The 21,492-nt window shown below is 43.3% G+C and carries 20 protein-coding genes; 15 read left to right on the forward strand and 5 right to left on the reverse strand.

All coding sequences use genetic code 11. The features are described 5' to 3' along the window. The first annotated feature begins 7 nt into the window (after positions 1-7). From bamB to QNM18_RS13130, 3 genes are all read left to right on the forward strand, one after another. Entirely contained in the window at positions 8-1,183 is a 1,176-nt protein-coding gene (gene bamB, locus QNM18_RS13120) for an outer membrane protein assembly factor BamB (protein ID WP_284137474.1), read from the forward strand. A 73-nt stretch (positions 1,184-1,256) separates the two neighbouring features. Then, the gene (der, locus tag QNM18_RS13125; RefSeq protein WP_211011018.1) at positions 1,257-2,729 is read left to right on the forward strand and encodes a ribosome biogenesis GTPase Der; all 1,473 of its coding nucleotides are present in this window, start codon (positions 1,257-1,259) and stop codon (positions 2,727-2,729) included. 164 nt (positions 2,730-2,893) lie between these two features. Continuing rightward, positions 2,894-3,283, forward strand: coding sequence for a VOC family protein (locus tag QNM18_RS13130; RefSeq protein ID WP_211011016.1), 390 nt, complete (start codon positions 2,894-2,896; stop codon positions 3,281-3,283). Here QNM18_RS13130 and QNM18_RS13135 read toward each other — a convergent pair. The 4 genes from QNM18_RS13135 to QNM18_RS13150 all read right to left on the reverse strand — a co-directional run bounded on the left by QNM18_RS13135 (position 3,260) and on the right by QNM18_RS13150 (position 5,247). Continuing rightward, entirely contained in the window at positions 3,260-3,610 is a 351-nt protein-coding gene (locus QNM18_RS13135; protein WP_036976436.1) for a DUF2750 domain-containing protein, read from the reverse strand. The two genes, QNM18_RS13130 and QNM18_RS13135, sit on opposite strands and share 24 nt — an antisense overlap. 19 nt (positions 3,611-3,629) lie before the next feature. Then, positions 3,630-4,208 (reverse strand): glutathione S-transferase family protein, encoded by a 579-nt coding sequence (locus QNM18_RS13140; RefSeq protein WP_211011014.1) that lies wholly within the window; start codon positions 4,206-4,208, stop codon positions 3,630-3,632. 152 nt (positions 4,209-4,360) lie between these two features. Beyond that, positions 4,361-4,642: a peptidylprolyl isomerase gene (locus QNM18_RS13145; protein ID WP_023399894.1), complete on the reverse strand. Its 282-nt coding sequence runs from the start codon at positions 4,640-4,642 to the stop codon at positions 4,361-4,363. Between the two features lie 71 nt (positions 4,643-4,713). Then, a complete protein-coding gene (locus QNM18_RS13150; RefSeq protein WP_284137475.1) occupies positions 4,714-5,247 on the reverse strand; it encodes a glutathione peroxidase in 534 nt (177 codons plus the stop codon). Positions 5,248-5,591: 344 nt separating this feature from the next. Here QNM18_RS13150 and QNM18_RS13155 point away from each other — a divergent pair, with 344 nt between their 5' ends. Together QNM18_RS13155 and QNM18_RS13160 are read left to right on the forward strand one after the other, a co-directional pair. Further along, positions 5,592-7,544: an ATP-binding protein gene (locus tag QNM18_RS13155; protein ID WP_211011010.1), complete on the forward strand. Its 1,953-nt coding sequence runs from the start codon at positions 5,592-5,594 to the stop codon at positions 7,542-7,544. A gap of 56 nt (positions 7,545-7,600) precedes the next feature. Further along, complete coding sequence (locus QNM18_RS13160) at positions 7,601-8,734, forward strand: response regulator (RefSeq protein ID WP_211011008.1); 1,134 nt, start codon at positions 7,601-7,603, stop codon at positions 8,732-8,734. A gap of 17 nt (positions 8,735-8,751) precedes the next feature. Here QNM18_RS13160 and queG read toward each other — a convergent pair whose 3' ends face one another. Further along, positions 8,752-9,888: a tRNA epoxyqueuosine(34) reductase QueG gene (gene queG / locus QNM18_RS13165; protein WP_284137476.1), complete on the reverse strand. Its 1,137-nt coding sequence runs from the start codon at positions 9,886-9,888 to the stop codon at positions 8,752-8,754. A 12-nt stretch (positions 9,889-9,900) separates the two neighbouring features. Here queG and QNM18_RS13170 point away from each other — a divergent pair, with 12 nt between their 5' ends. The 10 genes from QNM18_RS13170 to QNM18_RS13215 all read left to right on the forward strand — a co-directional run bounded on the left by QNM18_RS13170 (position 9,901) and on the right by QNM18_RS13215 (position 21,322). Then, positions 9,901-11,379 carry an NAD(P)H-hydrate dehydratase gene (locus tag QNM18_RS13170; protein WP_284137477.1) on the forward strand — a complete coding sequence of 493 codons (1,479 nt, stop codon included), beginning with the start codon at positions 9,901-9,903 and terminating at the stop codon, positions 11,377-11,379. Then, positions 11,376-11,852 (forward strand): tRNA (adenosine(37)-N6)-threonylcarbamoyltransferase complex ATPase subunit type 1 TsaE, encoded by a 477-nt coding sequence (tsaE, locus tag QNM18_RS13175; RefSeq protein ID WP_284137478.1) that lies wholly within the window; start codon positions 11,376-11,378, stop codon positions 11,850-11,852. The genes QNM18_RS13170 and tsaE overlap by 4 nt, the downstream gene beginning before the upstream one ends. Further along, positions 11,845-13,185 (forward strand): N-acetylmuramoyl-L-alanine amidase, encoded by a 1,341-nt coding sequence (locus QNM18_RS13180; RefSeq protein ID WP_284137479.1) that lies wholly within the window; start codon positions 11,845-11,847, stop codon positions 13,183-13,185. The genes tsaE and QNM18_RS13180 overlap by 8 nt, the downstream gene beginning before the upstream one ends. A 2-nt stretch (positions 13,186-13,187) precedes the next feature. Further along, complete coding sequence (gene mutL / locus QNM18_RS13185) at positions 13,188-15,110, forward strand: DNA mismatch repair endonuclease MutL (protein WP_284137480.1); 1,923 nt, start codon at positions 13,188-13,190, stop codon at positions 15,108-15,110. A gap of 28 nt (positions 15,111-15,138) precedes the next feature. Then, entirely contained in the window at positions 15,139-16,029 is an 891-nt protein-coding gene (gene miaA / locus QNM18_RS13190; RefSeq protein WP_284137486.1) for a tRNA (adenosine(37)-N6)-dimethylallyltransferase MiaA, read from the forward strand. A 77-nt stretch (positions 16,030-16,106) separates the two neighbouring features. Then, on the forward strand, positions 16,107-16,370 hold the full coding sequence (gene hfq, locus QNM18_RS13195; protein WP_023399904.1) for an RNA chaperone Hfq: 264 nt from the start codon (positions 16,107-16,109) through the stop codon (positions 16,368-16,370). Between the two features lie 21 nt (positions 16,371-16,391). Continuing rightward, the gene (hflX, locus tag QNM18_RS13200) at positions 16,392-17,681 is read left to right on the forward strand and encodes a ribosome rescue GTPase HflX (RefSeq protein WP_023399905.1); all 1,290 of its coding nucleotides are present in this window, start codon (positions 16,392-16,394) and stop codon (positions 17,679-17,681) included. 91 nt (positions 17,682-17,772) lie between these two features. After that, on the forward strand, positions 17,773-18,936 hold the full coding sequence (hflK, locus tag QNM18_RS13205) for an FtsH protease activity modulator HflK (RefSeq protein ID WP_211010994.1): 1,164 nt from the start codon (positions 17,773-17,775) through the stop codon (positions 18,934-18,936). 5 nt (positions 18,937-18,941) lie between these two features. After that, positions 18,942-19,820, forward strand: coding sequence for a protease modulator HflC (hflC, locus tag QNM18_RS13210; RefSeq protein ID WP_211010992.1), 879 nt, complete (start codon positions 18,942-18,944; stop codon positions 19,818-19,820). Between the two features lie 185 nt (positions 19,821-20,005). Next, entirely contained in the window at positions 20,006-21,322 is a 1,317-nt protein-coding gene (locus QNM18_RS13215; protein WP_211010990.1) for an adenylosuccinate synthase, read from the forward strand. Positions 21,323-21,492 lie beyond the last annotated feature (170 nt).

Raw genomic sequence — 21,492 nt, forward strand, 5'->3', positions numbered from 1 at the left:
AGTAGCCATGAAGAAGTTGGCAATGGCCTCACTGGCATTGTGTATGGCGTCATTAATGGGTTGTTCATCAAGTGACGATGAAGAGGAGTTAGTGCTCCCTGAAATCGTCAATCAATTTGAACCGCAAACAGTTTGGCAAGAGTCGCTAGGAGATGGCGTAGAGCACTATTTCTCGCGATTGACCCCAACTGCACACGATAATCGAATTTTTGCAGCTGAGCGAAAAGGCTTGGTTGCTGCGTACAGTGCAGAAGATGGCGAGCAGCTGTGGGAAATTGACACCCGAAAAGATACCTCAATTTGGCCGTGGGCAGACGATGACTCGGCAAAGTTATCCGGAGGTATTTTGCAGGCGTACGGCAAGATATATATCGGTTCTGAACATGGTGAAGTTATCGCACTAGATCGCGAAAGCGGTGAAGTTGTATGGCGTAAGTCTGTACCTGGTGAAGCTTTATCTTCTCCCAGCGCTGGTGACGGTTTAGTTTATGTCAACTTAGGTTCTGGCAAATTACTTGCGTTGCACCCAGATACAGGTGAAGAACGCTGGAGCTATGAGCAAGAAGTTCCGGCTCTCACGCTTCGAGGGCTAAGCTCACCAACGTCTGCAAATGGCGGTGTTTTGATCGGCGAAGAAAGTGGCAAGCTGAGTGTACTTATCGCTGAAAGTGGGTTTACAGCTTGGAGTGCCGATGTCGCACTTGCGGAAGGCGCCTCTGAATTTGAGCGTTTGGTCGATGTCGATACAAAACCCGTGGTATCCGGTGCGTACGTTTACACGATAGCGTATAATGGCAAACTTGCAGCCATTGATGTGCGTAATGGTAGCGTTGTATGGGATCGTGAATATAGCAGTTATCGCGATTTGGTCATTGAACTAAATACGATTTACTTGGTAGATAGTGATGGCGTGCTCTATGCTCTAGATAAAGACTCTGGAACAGAGCGCTGGAGCCAAACTGGCCTAAGGGGTTGGTATTTAACGGCACCAGCTGTTGCTGGTAATTATGTTGTTGTTGGTGATCAGGAAGGTAACCTGCACTGGCTTGATAAACAAACTGGTGATTTAGTTTCTCGTCAAGAGTTTGATAGTTCGGGCTTTTTTGTTGAACCCATCGTAGTCGATGATAAGTTGATCGTATACACCCGAGATGGTGAGATCAGTGCGATAAGAATCCCTTAATCATCACTGACGTAAAGGTTTTAGTAAGGCTTCGCACTGCGAAGCCTTTTGTTGTTTAAAGAAGAGGTAGTCTATGCTTCCTGTGATCGCTCTGGTAGGGCGACCAAATGTGGGGAAATCCACATTATTTAATCGTTTAACGCGTACACGAGACGCACTTGTCGCCGATTTCCCTGGCCTAACTCGCGACCGTAAATATGGTCAAGCTGATTATGATGGCTATGAGTTCATTGTAGTAGATACAGGTGGTATCGACGGCAGTGAAGAGGGTATCGAAACGGAAATGGCTGAGCAGTCGCTTCTGGCGATTGAAGAGGCGGACATTGTTTTGTTCTTGGTGGATGCGCGCGCAGGTATGACAGCTGCGGATCAAGCCATTGCGCAACACTTAAGGAAGCAAGAAAAGAAGAGTTTCATCGTTGCAAATAAGACTGACGGCATAGACGCTGATTCAAGCTGTGCGGAGTTTTACCAATTAGCACTGGGTGATATTCATCAAATCGCAGCAGCGCATGGCCGTGGTGTGACTCAATTACTTGATGCAACACTGAGCCCCATCATTTCTGAACTTGCTCAGCAAGATGACGAAATTGCACAAGATGATGACAGTATTGCCGAGCTTTACCTTGAAGGTGAGGAAGCACCTGAAGAAGGAAAAACAGGATTTGAAGACAAGCCTGTTAAGCTGGCAATTATTGGTCGCCCTAATGTTGGAAAATCAACGCTGACAAACCGAATTTTAGGCGAAGAGCGCGTGATTGTTTACGATATGCCAGGCACGACGCGTGATTCAATTTATATTCCAATGACTCGTAATGATCGAGAGTACGTTTTAATTGACACAGCAGGTGTACGTAAGCGTAAAAAAGTCAGTGATGTGGTTGAGAAATTCTCGGTTATTAAGACCTTAAAAGCAATTGAAGATGCAAACGTTATCTTATTGGTTGTTGATGCGCGTGAGGGTATTTCTGATCAAGATTTAAGCCTGTTGGGCTTTGCTTTGAACTCAGGTCGTTCACTGGTTATTGCAGTGAATAAGTGGGATGGGTTAGACAATTACGTGAAAGAGAGGATTAAATCTGAGCTGGATCGTCGTTTAGGCTTTATTGACTTTGCCCGTTTACACTTTATTTCTGCTCTGCATGGCACAGGTGTTGGTCATTTGTTTGAGTCAGTTGATGAAGCTTATGAATCAGCAACGAAACGTGTCAGCACAGCAATGCTGAGACGTATCATGGATATGGCACAAGCCGATCACCAGCCGCCGTTAGTACGTGGTAGACGTGTGAAATTAAAATATGCCCACGCAGGTGGTTACAACCCTCCAAGGATTGTTATTCATGGCAACCAAGTACATGACTTACCGGATAGCTACAAACGCTATCTGATGAACTATTATCGTAAGGCGCTCAATATTATGGGCACGCCGATAAAAATTGAGTTCAGAGAAGGGGATAACCCGTACTCAGGTCGAACAAATAAAATGACGTTGTCACAAAAGCGCAAACTCAGAGCGTTTACTAAAGAGCAACGGAACAAAACATAAAATATGGCGCGTAAAGCGCCATTTTTTTTGCTATTTGCCTTAATAGATTCGGTAAAATTTATTTTTTATGTGTAACAGACGATAGGTATTGATTTGTGAGCTAGCCTTTACGCTGCTCATTAATTATGCTTTATTAGTATAAATTTGTTTAACTTATTGTTGTGATGCATTTTCTTAAAACAGTCATTTATGTAGATGATGTCGAAGAAGTCTTAGATTTTTATTTTCAAGCTTTTGGCTTGGGCGCTCACTCAGTAACAGAGAATGGTGATTATGGTGAGTTAGACACCGGAACAGTTTTGCTGGCTTTTGCGACACACCCTGTTGCCCAATCCCAATTTAAACAAAATTATATTCGCTCTCAGCCAAAGCAGCCAGCTTTGGGTTTTGAATTGACACTTGGTTGTGAAAATGTGTCTAGCAGTTACGATAAAGCCGTTGCAGCAGGGGCTGAGCCTTTGTGTGCTCCATGCCAAAAAGGCGTACATATACAGGCATATGTACGCGCTATAGAGGGGACGCTAATCGCGTTAGTCAGCGAGAGCGCGAGCTAGGCTGACTGGCTCGATTTCAATACATACGTTATCGTTATTCCAGTTGATACCAACCAGTGCACTGTCATCCCTTAAGTCTTCTACCCACTCATCTAGGAAAGTATCTAGACCAATTTCAATGGGTTTAAACTCTTCCCACTCGTCTTTGCACTGCTCTTGCGCTGCGGATTCGTCGCTCCAGAGTAGTAACACGTCTGATTCTTCAAACTGATTGGATTCCACAATCACAAAGCCGCCATCTTCCGCACCCAGTGCCCATAACTGTTCACTCTGTTTAACAACGGTGACAAAGTTGACTACTTCTGACTCTAATTCAAGATCATTCATATTATTTACCAGTATAAAATTAACTGCGCGGATCCGTTGCTTGAGCATATTTGTTGTCTTGCCAGCTCTCTAGATGATTTAACAGTCCTTCGTGATTGTTAAGATCGGCTAGATTTCTGAATCGGATCCAGTCTAACAGGCAGTATAAACTGATCTGCAAATACTCGCAGTTCAAAAATACATCTGTTGTGCATTGTCTATCTAAATGGGTCAATGTTTCAGTTATACGTTCGCGTTGTAAATTAAAAAACAACACATCCGCCTTTGTATCTAACCCTGAGCGTTCGCCTAGCAGTATCTCGACCAGTGAATCGTTGCAGGCATTGATAGTTGTTAGTAAGTTTTCCTGCTCCCAGTTTAAATGGGGTAATGAGTACTTCGTTTGCAAGTATCTGGCTATTACATTGGAATCACATATGGTGTTTTCACCACAAATTAAAAAGGGAATTTTACGTGCAGGGTTGTGCCTGATAAGGGTTTCCCGTTCTTCAGCGTTAAATATATCAATGGCCTTATAATCCACTGTGAGATTATGCATTGCGCAGTATATTCTTAATCTTCTGACGTAAGGTGATGTATTGGAGCCATATAAAATCAAAGTGTGTTCCCTCATTAGTTTTAGTGACTATGAGTGTAGCATGTCATCAGCTGAATTTAAGAACGTTATATTTGGAAAGGCTAACAACGAATGAAACTGGTGAGGGCTGTAAGTTAGGGTAGTAGACAATGTAACTCCTACCCTAGATGATGTTAATCTTGTCGACTCGTGACTTCTAATAGGTGATAGCCAAATTGTGTTTGTACAGGCCCTTGAACTTCGTTTAGCGGTGCAGAAAATACAACCTTATCGAATTCAGGTACCATCATGCCAGGTCCAAATTCTCCAAGTGCACCGCCGTCTTGTCCAGAGGGACAATTAGAAAACTCTTTGGCTAGATCCGCAAAGTCTTCCCCACTTGCGATACGTTGTTTAAGCTCCAAGCATTGCGCCTCGCTGTCTACTAAAATATGTCTTGCACTTGCTAATGTCATCTTCTCTCCATGCCTTGCCTGATTTTTATTCATACCTTATTCTAATGCAAAAGTGGTAAAAGCGCATGCTTTTACCTGATTTGCTTTTCAATTGCCGTAGAGAGCTCTGCTGATAATGGTTTTGTGCGGCTGCCAAAGCGCTGTATTTCTTTTCTATCCGCAGAAACAAGATATTTGTAAAAATTCCATTTTGGAGAGCCAACTTGTTCGCCCAAATGTTTAAAAACTGGATTGGCATCACTGCCTCTTACAGGGCTTGTTGCAAGCATAGTAAAGGTAACGCCGTAATTTACAAAGCATACTTTGGCCGTATCTGCTTCATCATTTTCTTCTTGGAAAAAATCATCAGATGGAAACCCGAGTACCACAAGACCTTGATCTTTATATTTTTGATGTAGAGCTTCAAGATCTTTAAATTGCCCGGTGAAGCCACAGTTACTAGCAGTGTTTACTATGAGTAATGGTTTATTTTTAAACTGACATAAATCGACAGTGTCTTTTGAGCGCAACTTTCTCAGTTCGACAGCGGTAAAGTCGTCGCATTGAGCAAAGGCAAGTGGACTGCTTAGTGCAAATATAAGGCTTAAAATTGTCTTTTTTAACATGGCTAATTCCGTTGTTTATTTTTTTTACGTGCGTCGAAAGAAATAGTTCATCTTTTGTTAGCAATTTAACGACTGTTAAATAAGCGTGTTTCACTGTGCCAACAATTGTGGCGCAATCCAGTGGAGCTACACGCCTTTTTATACAACAGAGGTTATCACAAAACTTGATAAAGAGTGATTGCTCTATAGTTTGCGACGGACAAATAGGTAGTGCCTGATTGATACCAAAATACAGCGCTCGCGCGACTGCTTTTTTTTGCGTAAACATCCCTTCTTTTTGATTAGTGTAATGATTGTTATAAATTGAACTACACTAAGCTGTACCATGGACAAAGGGTATAGCTATGACAAATAAAGTATTGATCATAGACAGCAATAGTGTTCTAGCAATGCGTATTAAAGTACTGTTCGAGCTACTGGGGAGTGAAGTGGAGCACATACATTATGAAAACCTGGACAATCAGACTTGTTTCGCTCACTTTGATGTTATTGCTATTGCTCACGGGATCCCGCCTGAGTATTTTGAAATTTTAGATGTGCTGAGTCAGCATGAAAAAATTATCCTTTTGGCCCCAAAGCCAGAAAATTCTGAACACCTGAGTGCTTTTAGTCAGTTAAACCGCGTATTGTCAAATGCAATTGTGATTTACCCATTTTTTGGCAATAAAGAGATTACAGGCTTGCTAGAGCGGGTAATGGAAATTGGTGAGCAGGCGCAATTACTGCTGCCCAAAGTACTATTGGTTGATCATGTCCCTACGCGGCTCAAGCAATTGTCGGTGAGCCTCACCGGCGCTCAATTGGATGTGAAAACTGCAAGTAATGCACATGAAGCTGGGTTATTAGCGAAAGAGCACAGCTTTGATTTGCTTATCTGTGATTTTAACTTGCAAGAAGAAACTGGGCTGGACGTTTTCGAACAAGTGAGAAGCTACCATATTAACTGTCGTTGTCTATTAATGACATCAAGAGAGAGCCAAGTTGATACATTAAAAGCGATCCGACAGGGGGTTGAAGATGTGCTGACTAAGCCTGTTGATGAGAATGCATTATTACAGTCGTTGCATAAACTTTGGCAAACAGAGCTGTTAAGGCGCCACAACCAAGAATTGGTGGAGCGTTTGCAAGATACCGTTGATGCATTGATCGAGCGTGATAGCTTACTACGGGTCATCTATAAGCACACCCCAGATCCGATTATGCTTTTTAACTTAAAAGGGTTCGTAATTGAAGCGAATGACGCCTGTTTAAATTTGTTTGGTCTCAATGCGGAGCAGCTTGAGTCTCACTCAATTTTTAATTTATTTGAGCGTCAGTCCGTAGAGGCCTTAAAAAACCGAATTGAAGCTGGTTTGATGGCAAGGCATTTTGACTGTGACTTAGTACTACCTAGACCTGATGGACTCTCGGTTCCTTTAATGGGTACGTTTATTGAAATTGACCATCATGGAGAGATTGGGCTGGCGGCGATTTTCAAAAACGTCGCGCATTTGAAGCGTAAACAGCAGCTGCTAGAGGAAGCCAAAGAAGTGTTGGAAGCGGAAGTTCAGGCAAGAACCGCACAATTGCAATCTGCGAAAGAAGCAGCAGAGCGCGCGAATATTAGTAAATCTGAGTTTTTAGCAAATATGTCCCATGAATTGCGCACTCCAATGCATTCTATTTTGAGCTTCGCGCGCTTTGGTCTTGATAAATTGGCAGCAAATGAAGCCCCAATTGAAAAGCTCACCAAGTATTTATCAAGGATCGAAACCAGTGGTGAAAGGCTGCTTTTATTACTCAACAATTTACTCGACTTATCAAAATTGGATGCAGGGCGTTTTCCTTTTAATCCCAGTGTTCATAATTTCACCGCCATTCTCGCAGAGGGAGTCGAGGATGTATCTGGCTTAGCGATGAAAAAGTGCATTTCTATTAATTTGCATGCCCAAGAAAGTGGACTAGAAGTTTTATGCGATAGAGATCAAATGGTTCAAGTGGTTAGAAATCTATTGGGCAATGCGCTTAAATTCAGCCCAGAAAATAGTCAGGTGCAAGTATATCTTTCCAACAATGTGGATACATTAAACCTGACGATTTGCGATCAAGGGGTTGGTATTCCCAAAGATGAGTTGGAACACATATTTGATAAATTTGCGCAAAGTAGCAAAACCAATAGTGGTGCAGGGGGAACCGGTTTAGGTCTTGCTATTTGCAAAGAGTTCATTCTTTTGCACAAAGGGTGTATTTATGCGCGAAATGGCGATAGTGGTGGCGCTGAATTCGTAATTGAATTGCCCTATGGTCAGGGCAACTAGCGACAAGTTAAATCCCCGACTATAACTATATGGAAAGAGCACAAGGAAATTAAATCATGGCACTACAACGAATTTTAGCAGTGGACGATGAACCATTTAATCTCGAAATCATTGAAGAAATTTTAGAAGATCTTGACTTTGAAATCATGACCGCAATCAGCGGGCAAGAGTGTCTGGAAGTTGTTGAGTCCTTTGACCCCCAAGTGATTCTACTGGATGTTAGCATGCCTCAAATGAGTGGCTACGAAGTGTGTCGGGAAATCAAAGCTAATCCCAACTTACAGCATATTATCGTTATGTTTGTATCGGCGCGAGGATCTGTTGAAGAGCGAATGGAGGGGTACTCTGTTGGCGCCGAAGACTATATTGTAAAACCGTTTGGTCACAGTGAACTAAAAGCAAAACTGTTGCATTTAGGGCAGATGTTATTAGAAAAAGATATTCTAGAGCAGCAAGTAGAAGATGCGACAACCACTGCATTTAGCGCGATGGCAACAAGTAGTGAAATGGGGCAAATTGTCAATTTTGTTGAGCAAGTAGGTAATATTCAAGATGTGTCCGAGCTTGCAAATGCATTGATCAGCTGTCTCGCCAATTTTGGTTTGAGCTGTAATATTGAAATGCGCGTCAGTGGTGAAAGGCAACACTTTGCTTCTACTGGCTTGTGTTCACCAATCGTAATGGAGTTGTTCGAAATTTTGCATTCAAAAGGACGGCTACATGAATTTACGAATAGAATACTGGTTAACTATGAATTGCTAAGCGTACTTATCCTCAATATGCCGTCTGAGGATCCAGACAAACACGGTCGTATTCGAGATCATATATGTTTTATTGTGAGTGTTACAGAGCAACAGCTGCTATCAATTTTGACCAAAGACACTTTGATAAATCAACAGCGAGAGTTAAATGGGGCAATCAAAACCATTCATAGCAAATTTTCCGGTTTACTGTCTATGCTCAATAACAACCGCTCGCAAAATGAAGCAATCTTTAAACGCCTTCAAGAATTGTTTGAATCTCGTATTCCATCAATGGGGTTAGATGAAGATCAAGAGGTATTTATTTTTACGCATATTGATGAAGCAATTCAGAGCTCTGTGGCCAGAGAAGAGGCAATCGCTCAAGTGAAAGAAGCGTTTGCCGAAATAGAACATGACCTGTGTACGCTCACACGAGATGATTCTTAAAGCAGAATTAAAGCTTACTAAGCATCTCTTGGTAAGCCTTTTTCTACGATCCGTATTAGCCGTGCTTTTTTTCGCTCGTCGTGGTGCTTTTTATGTTGCTGTGCCAGCGCCCAATGAATATGCTCTTGAACTAGCTCACTAACAAGGTGCAGCTTGTTGTTAAGTGCTGTGACGATCTGCTCATCGTAATTTGCATTGCCAAGCCCTACAGCAAGGTTGCGTAGCCACCGCTCGTGACCTATGCGCCGAATAGGGCTTCCTTCAGTGTTTTTTAAAAAGGTATTTTCATCCCACGCGAACAGTTCAAGCAGTTCTCTATCTTTTAAGGTTTTTCTTGGGTGAAAATCAGCTTCTTCGGTTAGCTGGCCGAATCGGTTCCAAGGGCAGACGAGTTGACAGTCATCGCAGCCATAAACGCGATTGCCCAGTAAGGGGCGAAATTCCTCCGGGATCGCACCTTGTAATTCAATGGTGAGGTAGGAGATGCAGCGTCTTGCATCGACGACATAGGGTTCGACAATTGCGCCTGTTGGGCACAAGCTGATACAGGCGTTGCACTTGCCACACCCCTCTTCAACCTTGTTGTTATCTGGAGGCAGTGGTAAATCGACAAAAAGCTCGCCAAGAAAAAACCAAGAACCGGCTTGTTTATGAATGAGCAAACTATTTTTACCTCGCCAGCCAAGGCCCGCCTTTTCGGCAATTTGCCGTTCTAATACGGGGGCTGAGTCAACAAATGGACGAAACCCGTATTGGCCAACTTCTTGTTCGATCCTTTGGCCTAGTTTCTTTAAACGGTTTCGCAGCACTTTGTGGTAATCACGACCCAAGGCATAGCGGCTGATATAGGCTGTCGTGCTGTTTTTAAGTGCTTTAGCAAAGCTGGCATCAGGTGGAAGGTAATTCATTTTTACCGATACGATACTTTTGGTACCTGGGACTAATTCTGCCGGTCGTGCTCGTTTCATTCCGTGTGCTGCCATATACTCCATTTCACCGTGATAGCCTAAATCAAGCCATCGCTGGAGTTGTTTTTCATGCTCACTCAGGTCTATATCGGTGATCCCTACCTCTGCAAATCCTAATTCTTTGCCCCAACACTTAATTTTTTCGGCAAGTTCAGTATAGTTAATAGTAGGTATGGCTTTATTCACGGACTGTCTATTTTGCAAGGTCAATACACGCATAATTTACCACAAATTGCTTATTGCGCCCAAGAAGTAAAGCTGCATGAAGAACAAGCAGCTTTAAATTCGGGTACAACGCTCAGTGAGCTGATGCAGCGAGCTGGTCACGCTTTATTTGAACTTGTACGCAATAAAGCGGTTAAAAATATTCTGATTTTCACCGGTAAGGGGAACAATGCAGGTGATGGGTTTATGCTTGCAAAGCGCTGCTTGCATGCGCAAATCAATGTCACCGTGTGCGCATTGTTTGAACCCTCCTTACTCAAAGGGGATGCAGGGGAGGCCTATCAGCTGTTCTGTCGAAGCGGTGGACGGGTCGTTGCTCTGCGCTCATGTATAGACCGAGACTTTGACGCAATAGTAGATGCCGTATTTGGGACTGGGTTTAGAGGTGAGCTACCCGACTCAGTAAAAGAGGCGTTTGGCCAGTTCAAATCCAGTAAAGCTTGGAAACTGGCAGTTGATATTCCCAGTGGGGTAAATGGATCGACCGCAGAAGTCGCGCCAGACAGCTTTGATGCGGATACAACGCTGACTTTTATCGCATTGAAGCAAGGGATGCTCACAGGCAGTGCAGCAAGTTTATGTGGAGAATTGTTGTTGGCGGATTTAGGGATTGCCCAAGCATTTGAGGATTTATCCCATACTAACTGCTGTTATCCAGGGGGCAAATACCTACATTCTCTGAAACCAAAACGAAGCCCAGATAGTTATAAAAATCAGTGTGGTCACGTTTTATTAGTCGGCGGAGGGAAAGGGATGGCCGGAGCAATTCGGTTGGCTGCTGAAGCGTGTTTGCGTACTGGTGCAGGATTGGTGAGCGTAGCAACTCACCCTGACAATCAAGCGACAGTGTTAAACGGGCGATATGAATTGATGGTCCATGGCATCTCTTTACCCAAAGAGTTAGATACCTTGCTTGATAAAGCTGATGTCGTTGTAATCGGCCCGGGGCTGGGTCAAGATGCTTGGGCAAAGAAAATGTACGCTGCGGTTAAAAACTTCAAAGGGCTGGTTGTCTGTGATGCAGATGGCTTGAACTTACTTGCGCAATCTCACCTTCCATGGCATCGTGCAATATTAACTCCCCATTTTGGGGAAGCTCGGCGCTTACTAGGTAATACCACGCTAAATATGTCAAAACGCTTTGAAATGGCTGAACAATTGAGTAAGGAATATGCAGCATGTATTGTCCTCAAAGGGCCTGGCAGTTTAATTGTTGATGGCAAACGAATAAATATTAACCGCTCAGGGTGTTCTGCAATGGCCAGTGCTGGGATGGGTGATGTATTATCTGGTATAATCGCGGGTTTATTGGCACAGGGCCTCAGCCGTTATGAAGCGGCGACGCTTGGTGTGTATATTCATGGTCTTGCAGCAGAGCAAGCCGCTCGCGATGGGCATCTTGGAATGCTAGCGAGTGATTTATTTGACCATATTAGAGGTATTATGGGATGAGCCAAAACAGTACTTTAACGCTTTCTCTTGGTGATGAAGAAGCAACCGTCGAGCTTGGGCGCAGGCTTGCCTCTTCAATTATTGAGGGCGCCGTATTTTATATGCACGGCGATTTAGGTGCTGGTAAAACCACGATGACTCGGGGCATTGTGCAGGGGTTAGGACATACAGGTAACGTGAAGAGCCCAACTTATACGCTGGTTGAGCCATATGAGTTACCTTCAAAATCAGTGTACCATTTTGATTTATATCGACTTGGTGATCCTGAAGAGCTCGAGTTCATGGGTATCCGAGATTACTTTGCTGCAAATGCTGTTTGTATTGTAGAGTGGCCAGAAAAGGGTGAGGGATTTATTCCTAATCCAGACATTGATATTTATCTGGCTTATGAGGGTGATGCAAGAACGGTTACGCTCAAAGCACATAGTGAACGTGGAATACAAGTATTATTAGCTATCAGTAGTTATGCGTAGCGTACATATCAAATATATTCATTTTATAACTATGTGTGTGCTGCTGATGTTCGCAGCACAAACAGTTGCTAAAAATACTATTAAAAATGTGCGTATTAGCCCATCAGCAGAGAGTACTCGGGTGGTATTCGATCTATCTAAAAAGCCCGATTTTAGTTACTTTGTGCTGCAAAAACCTTTGCGATTAGTGGTCGACTTTGAAAATACTAAACGCCTACCAAAACTGCCCACAATCCCCAAAAGCCATCGTGTTATCAGTAAAATTCGATACAGCACACCTAAAAAGCGTTCCAGCACTCGAGTCGTTTTTGAATTGAATCGACCTACTAAACCGGTGATTTTTGCATTGGCTCCGACGGGCAAGAGCTCAGACCGGTTGGTGGTTGACCTTTATGGTCAGAAAAAGCCAGTTGCGACAAAGTCTGCAAGTAAGAAGCGCAATGTAAAGCGTGACCGCGATATTATTATCGCCATAGATGCCGGGCATGGTGGCCAAGATCCGGGATCTATCGGCCCTACGGGGACATACGAGAAGCACATTACACTGCAAATAGCCAAAAGGCTTGAGCGTTTGATAAATAAGCAACCGGGAATGAAAGCACAGCTTACACGCTCTGGTGACTATTTTCTTAAATTGAATACCCGTACCGCAAAGGCGAGAAAAAAGCGTGCAGACTTTTTTGTTTCAATTCACGCTGATGCGTTTTCTAGCCCACGACCGAGAGGTGCATCTGTATGGACCCTTTCGCTGCGCAGAGCTAACTCTGAAATAGGTAAGTGGCTAGAGAACAGGGAAAAACAGTCACAATTATTAGGAGGGGCTGCCGGGGTACTTAAGGATACCGAAAATGAAAAGTATCTAGCTAAAACACTGTTAGATATGTCTATGGATCACTCTATGAAAACAGGTTTTCAAGTTGCGGAGCAAGTTGTGGGGGAGCTGCAAAAAGTAGCTAAATTACATAAAAAAAGACCACAGGCTGCAAATTTTGGTGTGCTGAAATCGCCAGATATTCCCTCTATTCTGGTTGAGACTGGGTTCATTTCGAATCCGCAAGAAGAGAAACAATTGAAAACCGCGTACCACCAACAGCGATTAGCCAATGCTGTTTTTGTTGCTATTAAACGGTATTATCAGAAGAATCCACCTGATGACTCTTTATTTGCACGGTTAAAAGAAAAGAAACCATTACATCATAAGGTTAGAAGAGGCGAGTCACTCAGTGTACTGGCTGCGAGATATGGTACGACGGTGTCCGCGTTAAAGCGGGCTAATAGATTAAAAAATAATATTTTACATGTCGGTCAAGTGTTGACGATTCCAAAGGCGTAAAAATGGCAATTGAAATCTTACCAGCGCGGCTAGCTAACCAAATTGCTGCTGGTGAAGTGGTCGAGCGACCTGCTTCTGTTGTAAAAGAATTGGTAGAAAACAGCATTGATGCTGGGGCTAACCGGATCCAAATAGAAATTGAACGAGGCGGACACAAGCTGATCCGTATTCGTGACAATGGGTCGGGCATTAATAAAGACGAATTGGCTTTGGCCTTATCTCGACATGCCACCAGTAAACTTAAGAACTTAGATGATCTTGAAGCAATAGCTTCATTGGGCTTTAGAGGGGAGGCGTTGGCCTCGATAAGCTCAGTTTCGAGGTTAACGCTGAGCTCGAAACCAGCATCTCAAGATACAGCATGGCAAGCTTGCGCAGAGGGGCGAGATATGGCTGTGCAAGTACAGCCGACGGCACACCCTGATGGGACGACTATTGAAGTTAAAGATTTATTTTTTAATACGCCTGCACGAAGAAAGTTCCTGCGAACTGAAAAAACTGAGTTTAGCCATATTGATGAGCTAGTGAAAAGGATAGCGCTAAGTCGGTTTGATGTTGCAATCACGTTGACCCACAATCAGAAAGTAGTGCGACAGTATCGTGCAAAGCAGGACTCTCGGAGTATTGAGCGCGTGGCGCAGGTTGCGGGCAAGGTATTTCAACGCGAGGCCAGTTTCATAGAATCTGGGTATGAAGGTTTAGAGTTGTATGGCTGGGTGTTACCAGTAGGCAGCAATACCCAACCACAGTATACCTATGTAAATGGTCGAATGATGCGTGATAAGTTGATCTTACATGCGATTAGACAGGCTTTCGAAGAGGCCACCGGGAGCCAAGAGACACCTGGGTTTGTCATTTATTTAGAGTTGGATCCTAGGCAAGTGGATGTGAATGTTCATCCCGCAAAACACGAGGTTAGATTTCATCAAGCGCGGTTGGTTCATGACTTTATTGTGCAGGCGATCAAACAGGTTGTTGAACCCAGCTCTGTGCAATTGCCATACGCCGAACACCCCCCCCAACCCCAAGTTGACCCGATTTTGGAGAAGGGCAGATCGGATACTGAGCATAACCAAGGGGATGTGCATCAGTCGTATAGGACTCCACTTCGCCAAGAACGTGCACAAGTAACAGAGCCTAGTTTATTTAGTGATCGGCAAATCAAGCCTGATTATCACAATAACACTTATTCTTCAGATAGAATCAACCAATCTAGTAGCTCAGCTTCTAGAGTAAGCAGTGGTTCAGTGTCGGGTCATAAAAAACAGGTTAACGTAAATCAGCTTTATCAAGCATTCACAACTGAGGCTGCAGAGCGTCCTGTAAAACATTCGCCACCAGAACATAATGCTTCTAACAGGGAATCTGATGGGGTTCAAAAGGTTGAGCAAACTCAGTGGATGGCTTTGCCTGAAGGCGCTATTTTATTACAAAGTGACGAAGGGTTAATGCTCTCTCATGGCAGAGAGGGACTTTGTGCTATGTGGCTAGAACAAATTGAAACCGATGGCACATTATTGGGGAAAGCACTGTTGCTCCCTGTACGTGTTAGTCATACTAAACAAGAGTCGCAGGTATTAGAAAAAGTTAATTCTTGGCTGACGTTATTAGGCTTCGAGCTAGTTTTTCAAGATGCCCATGTGATGGTTAAAAAGTTGCCTGTCTGTTTATACAGTTTAGATGTAGCCCAGTGTGTATCGCAATTGGTTGAAACCTGCTGTGAACAAGAAAGTCAGGTAAATGAATTGCATTTTTGGCTTGAGTGGCTGCTGAAAAATACCCCTTCAGGGTACTTTCGTTCACAGCATTTTGCTCTAGTTCGTGAAAAAATGCTAAAAAAACAGAAAAGCAGAGCAGCAATTACGGCAAAAGCCGTTAAAATAGACCCCAATTATATTTTAGATTTGTTACCAAAAGGGTATTAGTTTGCAGAATAAACCCGTTATTACGCTGATGGGGCCGACGGCTGCTGGTAAAACAGCTTTGGCTATTGAACTATGTAAGCATTTAGACACTGAAATTATCAGTGTTGATTCAGCGCTAGTATATAAAGGTATGGATGTAGGTACCGCTAAACCTGAACCCAGTGAGTTAGCGCAAGCCCCTCATCACTTAATCGACCTGATCGATCCCAAAGATAGCTACTCTGTGGCTGATTTTCGTCGTGATGCGATAGCCCTGATAGATAAACTACATGCACAAGGCAAAATCCCGGTGTTGGTTGGTGGTACAATGATGTACTTCAAAGGGCTTATAGATGGCTTATCTCCATTGCCTGAAGCTTCTGCTCTGGTTCGCACTGAATTGGAGCGCGATGCTGCAGAGCAAGGGTGGCCGGCACTTCACGCCGAGCTGGCTAAAATTGATCCTGAGGCTGCTGAGAAAATTAGTGAAAATGACTCTCAGCGTATTAATCGGGCCTTAGAGGTGTATCGTATAACAGGTAAGCCCATGTCGTTATTGCAAAAGCAAAAACAACCAGAGCTACCTTATACTTTTTACCAATTTGCGATCGCACCTAGCGATCGTAAAGTATTACATGAAAGAATCGAGAAAAGATTTAAAATAATGCTCGATCAAGGGTTTAAAAACGAAGTTTTGACCCTATATAATCGAAAAGATTTACATCCTGATTTGCCTTCAATCCGCTGTGTTGGATATCGGCAAATGTGGGAGCATTTAAGCGGTGAATGCGATTACGATGAAATGGTATTCAAAGGTATCGCCGCTACCAGACAACTTGCAAAGCGACAGTTGACCTGGCTTCGTAGTTGGCCAAATGTAACTTGGCTAGAGACCGGAGAGCAAGAAAACTTGCAACGAATTTTAAGTTCGCTAAGCTAATAGTAGTTGAACCGATAATTTGTTTTGTTTTATTCAACTAACTCAACATAATAACACCTAGAACGAAGGATAAGAAAATGGCAAAAGGCCAATCGTTACAAGACCCGTTTTTGAATGTCTTGCGTCGTGAGCGCATTCCAGTTTCAATTTTTTTAGTTAACGGCATCAAATTACAAGGCAAAATACAGTCTTTTGACCAATTTGTAATTTTACTTGAAAATACCGTGAACCAGATGGTTTATAAACATGCTATCTCAACAGTTGTTCCTGCTAGAGCTGTCAATTTCCAAAATACACAAGGAAATGAAGGCGCAGAACAAAGTGAAGATGGAAATTTTTAATAGATATTAGGAGCATATTGCTTGTTTGACCGTTATGAAGCCGGCGAACAGGCAGTCTTAGTGCACATAGAGTTTCCTAATGAAGGAGATCGTGAAGATCTGCAAGAATTGGAAATGCTAGTATCTTCTGCTGGTGTTAGTAGCGTGGCGGTTGTGCAAGGCAGCCGTCAGGCACCTCACCCCAAGCTATTTGTCGGTACGGGTAAAGCAGAAGAAATTGCCGAGATTGTCAGAACTTATAAAGCAGACGTCATTATATTTAATCACCAACTAAGTCCTTCTCAAGAAAGAAATTTAGAGCATATTTGTCGATGCCGTGTGCTAGATAGAACAACGCTTATCTTGGATATATTTGCTCAGCGAGCAAGAACGCACGAAGGTAAGTTGCAAGTTGAGTTGGCTCAGCTGAGGCATATTTCAACACGCTTGATTAGAGGGTGGACGCACTTAGAGAGGCAAAAGGGCGGGATCGGCCTGCGCGGCCCTGGTGAGACACAATTAGAAACGGATCGTCGACTACTCAGAGAGCGTATAAAGAGTATTCGTAAAAGGCTGGATAAAGTCGCCGTTGTTCGAGAACAAGGACGCAGAGCGAGAAGCCGCAATGAAATACCGACAGTGTCATTAGTTGGTTATACGAATGCTGGCAAGTCCACGCTTTTCAACCGAATTACAAATTCCGATGTGTATGCAGCAGACCAACTGTTTGCAACGCTTGATCCGACGCTGCGTAAACTTGAAATTGATGATGTAGGCGCTGTAATACTGGCCGATACGGTTGGGTTTATCAGGCATTTACCTCATGATTTAGTCGCGGCATTTAAAGCGACATTGACAGAGACACGGGAAGCTGATTTGCAGCTTCATGTGGTAGATGTTGCAGATCAAAGAAGAAAAGAAAATATAGAACAGGTACAATCGGTCTTGGAAGAGATTGAGGCAGATGAAATTCCTCAATTGCTGGTCTATAACAAAATTGATTTAGTTGAGGAAATTCAACCTAAAATCGATAGAGACGAAAATGGTGTGCCGATTAGAGTATGGCTTTCAGCGCAGGCGAATGAAGGCATAGAGTTGCTCTCGCAAGCAATATCTGAATTGCTTGCGAAAAAGATGTTTTGTCATCAGCTCTTGGTGCCGCCTGCTTTTGGCAAGCTACGTGGAGCATTGTTTAATCTCAATGCCGTTCACAGCGAGAGCTACGATGAGCTCGGCAACTGGTTGCTGGATGTGAGGTTACCTCAAGCCGACTGGGAGCGATTGAAAAAAGAACAAGGGCCGGAAATAGAACGGTTTATTGCTCAAAATTGAAAAAAATACTAATTCGGCCTAATTCTCTATAAGAATGCGGCAATTTTTGTTAGATTTAATTTAATTCATTTTATAACAATGGAGTATAGCTATGGCCTGGAACGAACCGGGTAATAATGGCAATGATAACGACCCGTGGAAAAATCGCGGTGGACGAGATCAAGGGCCACCTGATCTGGACGAGGTATTCCGCAAGTTTAACAACAAGTTTGGCGGGATATTTGGCGGTAAGCCAGGTAACAATAAGAATGGACTTGGCGGCGCTGGAATTACCTTCATTTTCATTATTGCTTTAATTGTATGGGCACTAAGTGGTATTTATACGGTTAAAGAGGCTGAGCGCGGTATCGTGCTGCAATTTGGGAAATTCGACCGTATTGCTGAACCGGGTTTACGCTGGAAAATGACGTTTATCGAGCGTGTAATTCCAATTGATATTGAAGCCGTTCGCTCTTTATCAGCATCTGGTTTTATGCTAACAGAAGATGAAAACGTGGTAAGTGTTGAGTTTGAAGTGCAGTATCGTGTTGTTGACCCAACATTATATCGCTTCAGTGTAACAGATGCAGACCACAGTTTGCAGCAAGCACTTGATAGTGCCCTTCGCTACGTAGTAGGCCATTCTCGCATGGACCAAGTATTAACGACAGGTCGTGAGCAGGTGCGTCAACGTACGTGGGATGAGCTTAACAAAATTATTGAACCATATAACCTTGGTTTGATTGTGACAGACGTCAACTTCAAAGACTCTCGTCCTCCTGCTGAAGTTAAAGATGCATTTGACGACGCAATTGCTGCACAAGAAGATGAAGAGCGTTTCATTCGTGAAGCAGAAGCATACGCGAGAGAAATAGAGCCTCGTGCACGTGGTCAAGTGACTCGTATGACTCAAGAGGCAGAAGGTTACAAAGAGCGTATCATTTTAGAAGCCCAAGGTGAGGTCGCTCGCTTTGAAAAGTTACTACCTGAATACGCAGCAGCGAAACAAGTAACACGTGAACGTTTATACATTGAGGCGATGGAAGAAATTCTAGGTCGCAGCTCTAAAGTTATCGTTGATGTGAAAGGCGGCAATAACATGATGTATTTGCCACTTGATAAGATCATGCAGCAATCTCAATCATCTGCACCTGTGACTCTGCCTAGCCGAAACGACATTAACCAGTTGCGTCAAACACTGGGTCAGTCTCGTAACAGCAGCGTAAACAGCAGTAATGATAGATTCTCACAAGATCGTTTTAACAGCGGGAGATAATATTGATGAGAAATTTTGGTTTTGTCTTTTTAATACTTCTCGCCCTGTTAGGGTTTTCTTCTGTCTTTGTTGTAACTGAAGGGCAGCGTGCGATTGTGCTGTTATTTAGTAAAGTACAAAAAGACAGTGCAGATAACGCGGTTGTTTATGAGCCTGGGTTGCATCTAAAAGTGCCATTCTTTAGCCAAGTACGTCATCTTGATGCGCGTATTCAAACATTGGATGGTGCACCTGATCGTTTCGTAACAAGCGAGAAGAAAGACCTTATTGTTGATTCTTATGTCAAATGGCGTGTGAGTGACTTTTCTAACTTTTACTTACGTGCTCGTGGTGACAAGCAATATGCTGAAACGCTACTAAAACAGAAAGTAAACAATGGCTTAAGAACTAACTTCGGTTCTCGAACAATTAAAGAAATTGTATCGGGTGAGCGAAGTGAGCTGATGGCAGAAGCGTTAGTTCAAGCCTCTGACAGTGCACAAGAACTAGGTATTGAAGTGCTGGATGTGCGAGTTAAGCAAATTAACCTACCGAACGAAGTCAGTAATTCAATCTTCCAACGTATGCGTGCTGAGCGTACGGCGGTTGCAAAAGAGCACCGCTCAGAAGGTCAAGAGAAAGCTGAGACTATTCGTGCTGAAGTTGACCGTCGTGTAACGGTTATGTTGGCTGATGCTGAGCGTAATGCGCGTACAGTTCGAGGTGAAGGTGATGCAGAAGCGGCTAATATTTATGCGTTAGCATATAACAAAGATCCTGAGTTCTTTGGCTTTATACGTTCGTTAGAAGCGTATAAGAAAACTTTCACAAGCAAAAGCGATGTTATGGTACTTTCGCCTGATAGTGAGTTTTTTGACTACATGAAGCAGAAGGACAGCAAGTAGTCTTTGCTTTTGTAAAGTCATTAATTTGAAATAAAAAGCCCGCATTGTGTCGGGCTTTTTTGTATTTATTTCAATCGCTTTTATTTAATATCAAAGTGTCTGAAGAAAAATCATTCGAAACAGGGTGATTTTCCCCTGCCTTTTCTGGTAAAATCTGCGCCTAATTTTTTCTAAGTGATATTGCAATGGGTAAAAACGTCGTTGTATTAGGCACCCAATGGGGTGACGAAGGTAAAGGTAAGGTTGTAGACCTACTTACAGATAAGGCTTCTTTAGTTGTACGCTATCAAGGTGGACACAACGCTGGCCATACTTTGGTTATTAATGGTGAGAAAACAGTACTGCACTTGATCCCATCAGGTATTTTACGTGACAACGTAAAGTGTGTGATCGGTAACGGTGTTGTTTTGGCGCCAGATGCACTAATGAAAGAAGTAAACATGCTTGAAGAGCGTGGTGTACCTGTTCGTGAGCGTCTGCTTATCAGTGAAGCATGTCCGCTAATTCTTCCTTACCATGTTGCGCTAGACCAAGCACGTGAACTTGCACGTGGTAATAAAGCCATCGGTACAACCGGTCGTGGTATTGGTCCAGCATACGAAGACAAAGTTGCACGCCGTGGTCTTCGTGTTGGTGACCTATTCAACCCAGAGCAATTCGCTGCAAAACTTAAAGAAGTTATTGAGTACCACAACTTCTCACTAGAGCATTACTACAAAGTAGAGCCAGTAGATTTCCAGAAGACTTACGATGATGCGATGGAAATTGCCAAAATTCTTAAGTCAATGATTGTTGATGTTACTGAGCTGCTTGATCAAACTCGTGAGAAGGGTGACAACATCCTATTTGAAGGTGCGCAAGGTACTCTGCTAGACATCGACCACGGTACTTACCCGTATGTTACGTCGTCAAATACGACAGCAGGTGGTGTAGCAACTGGTGCAGGTTTTGGCCCGTTGAACCTAGATTACGTGCTAGGTATTGTTAAAGCTTATACTACACGAGTAGGCTCAGGTCCTTTCCCAACTGAACTATATGATGGTGTAGATAAGCAAGACCCAGTTGGTAAGCACTTAGGTGAAAAAGGCCATGAGTTTGGCGCGACAACAGGTCGTTTACGTCGTACGGGCTGGTTTGACGCAGTTGCAATGCGCCGTGCGGTTCAAATCAACAGCATCACAGGTTTCTGCTTAACTAAGCTAGATGTATTAGATGGCGTTGAAACAATTAAAATTTGTACTGGCTACCAACTTGAAGATGGTACAGTAACAAACGTGACACCTCTTGCGGCAGAAGGTTACGAGAAGGTAACGCCTGTTTATGAAGAGATGCCTGGTTGGAGCGAGAACACATTCGGCGCAACGTCAGTTGAACAATTGCCGGAAGCTGCGATCAATTACATCAAGCGCTTAGAAGAAATTACCGGTGTACCAGTCGATATTATTTCAACAGGTCCAGACCGTGTAGAAACAATGATTGTTCGCAACCCATTCGGCGAATAATGGAAAATAAAAAAAGCTGCTTCGGCAGCTTTTTTTATATCCAATTGTCCCGTCCTAAATAAGGTTGACACTTTTCCAACTTAAATTTGGAGAATGTCATGACATCAATATCTAAGAGAACTCAAAAAGATTATTCGCTTGCCTTTAAATTATCCGTTGTTGATAAGGTA

Origin of the sequence: Pseudoalteromonas obscura (assembly GCF_030135505.1) — a bacterium.
Taxonomy (GTDB): Bacteria; Pseudomonadota; Gammaproteobacteria; order Enterobacterales; family Alteromonadaceae; genus Pseudoalteromonas; species Pseudoalteromonas obscura.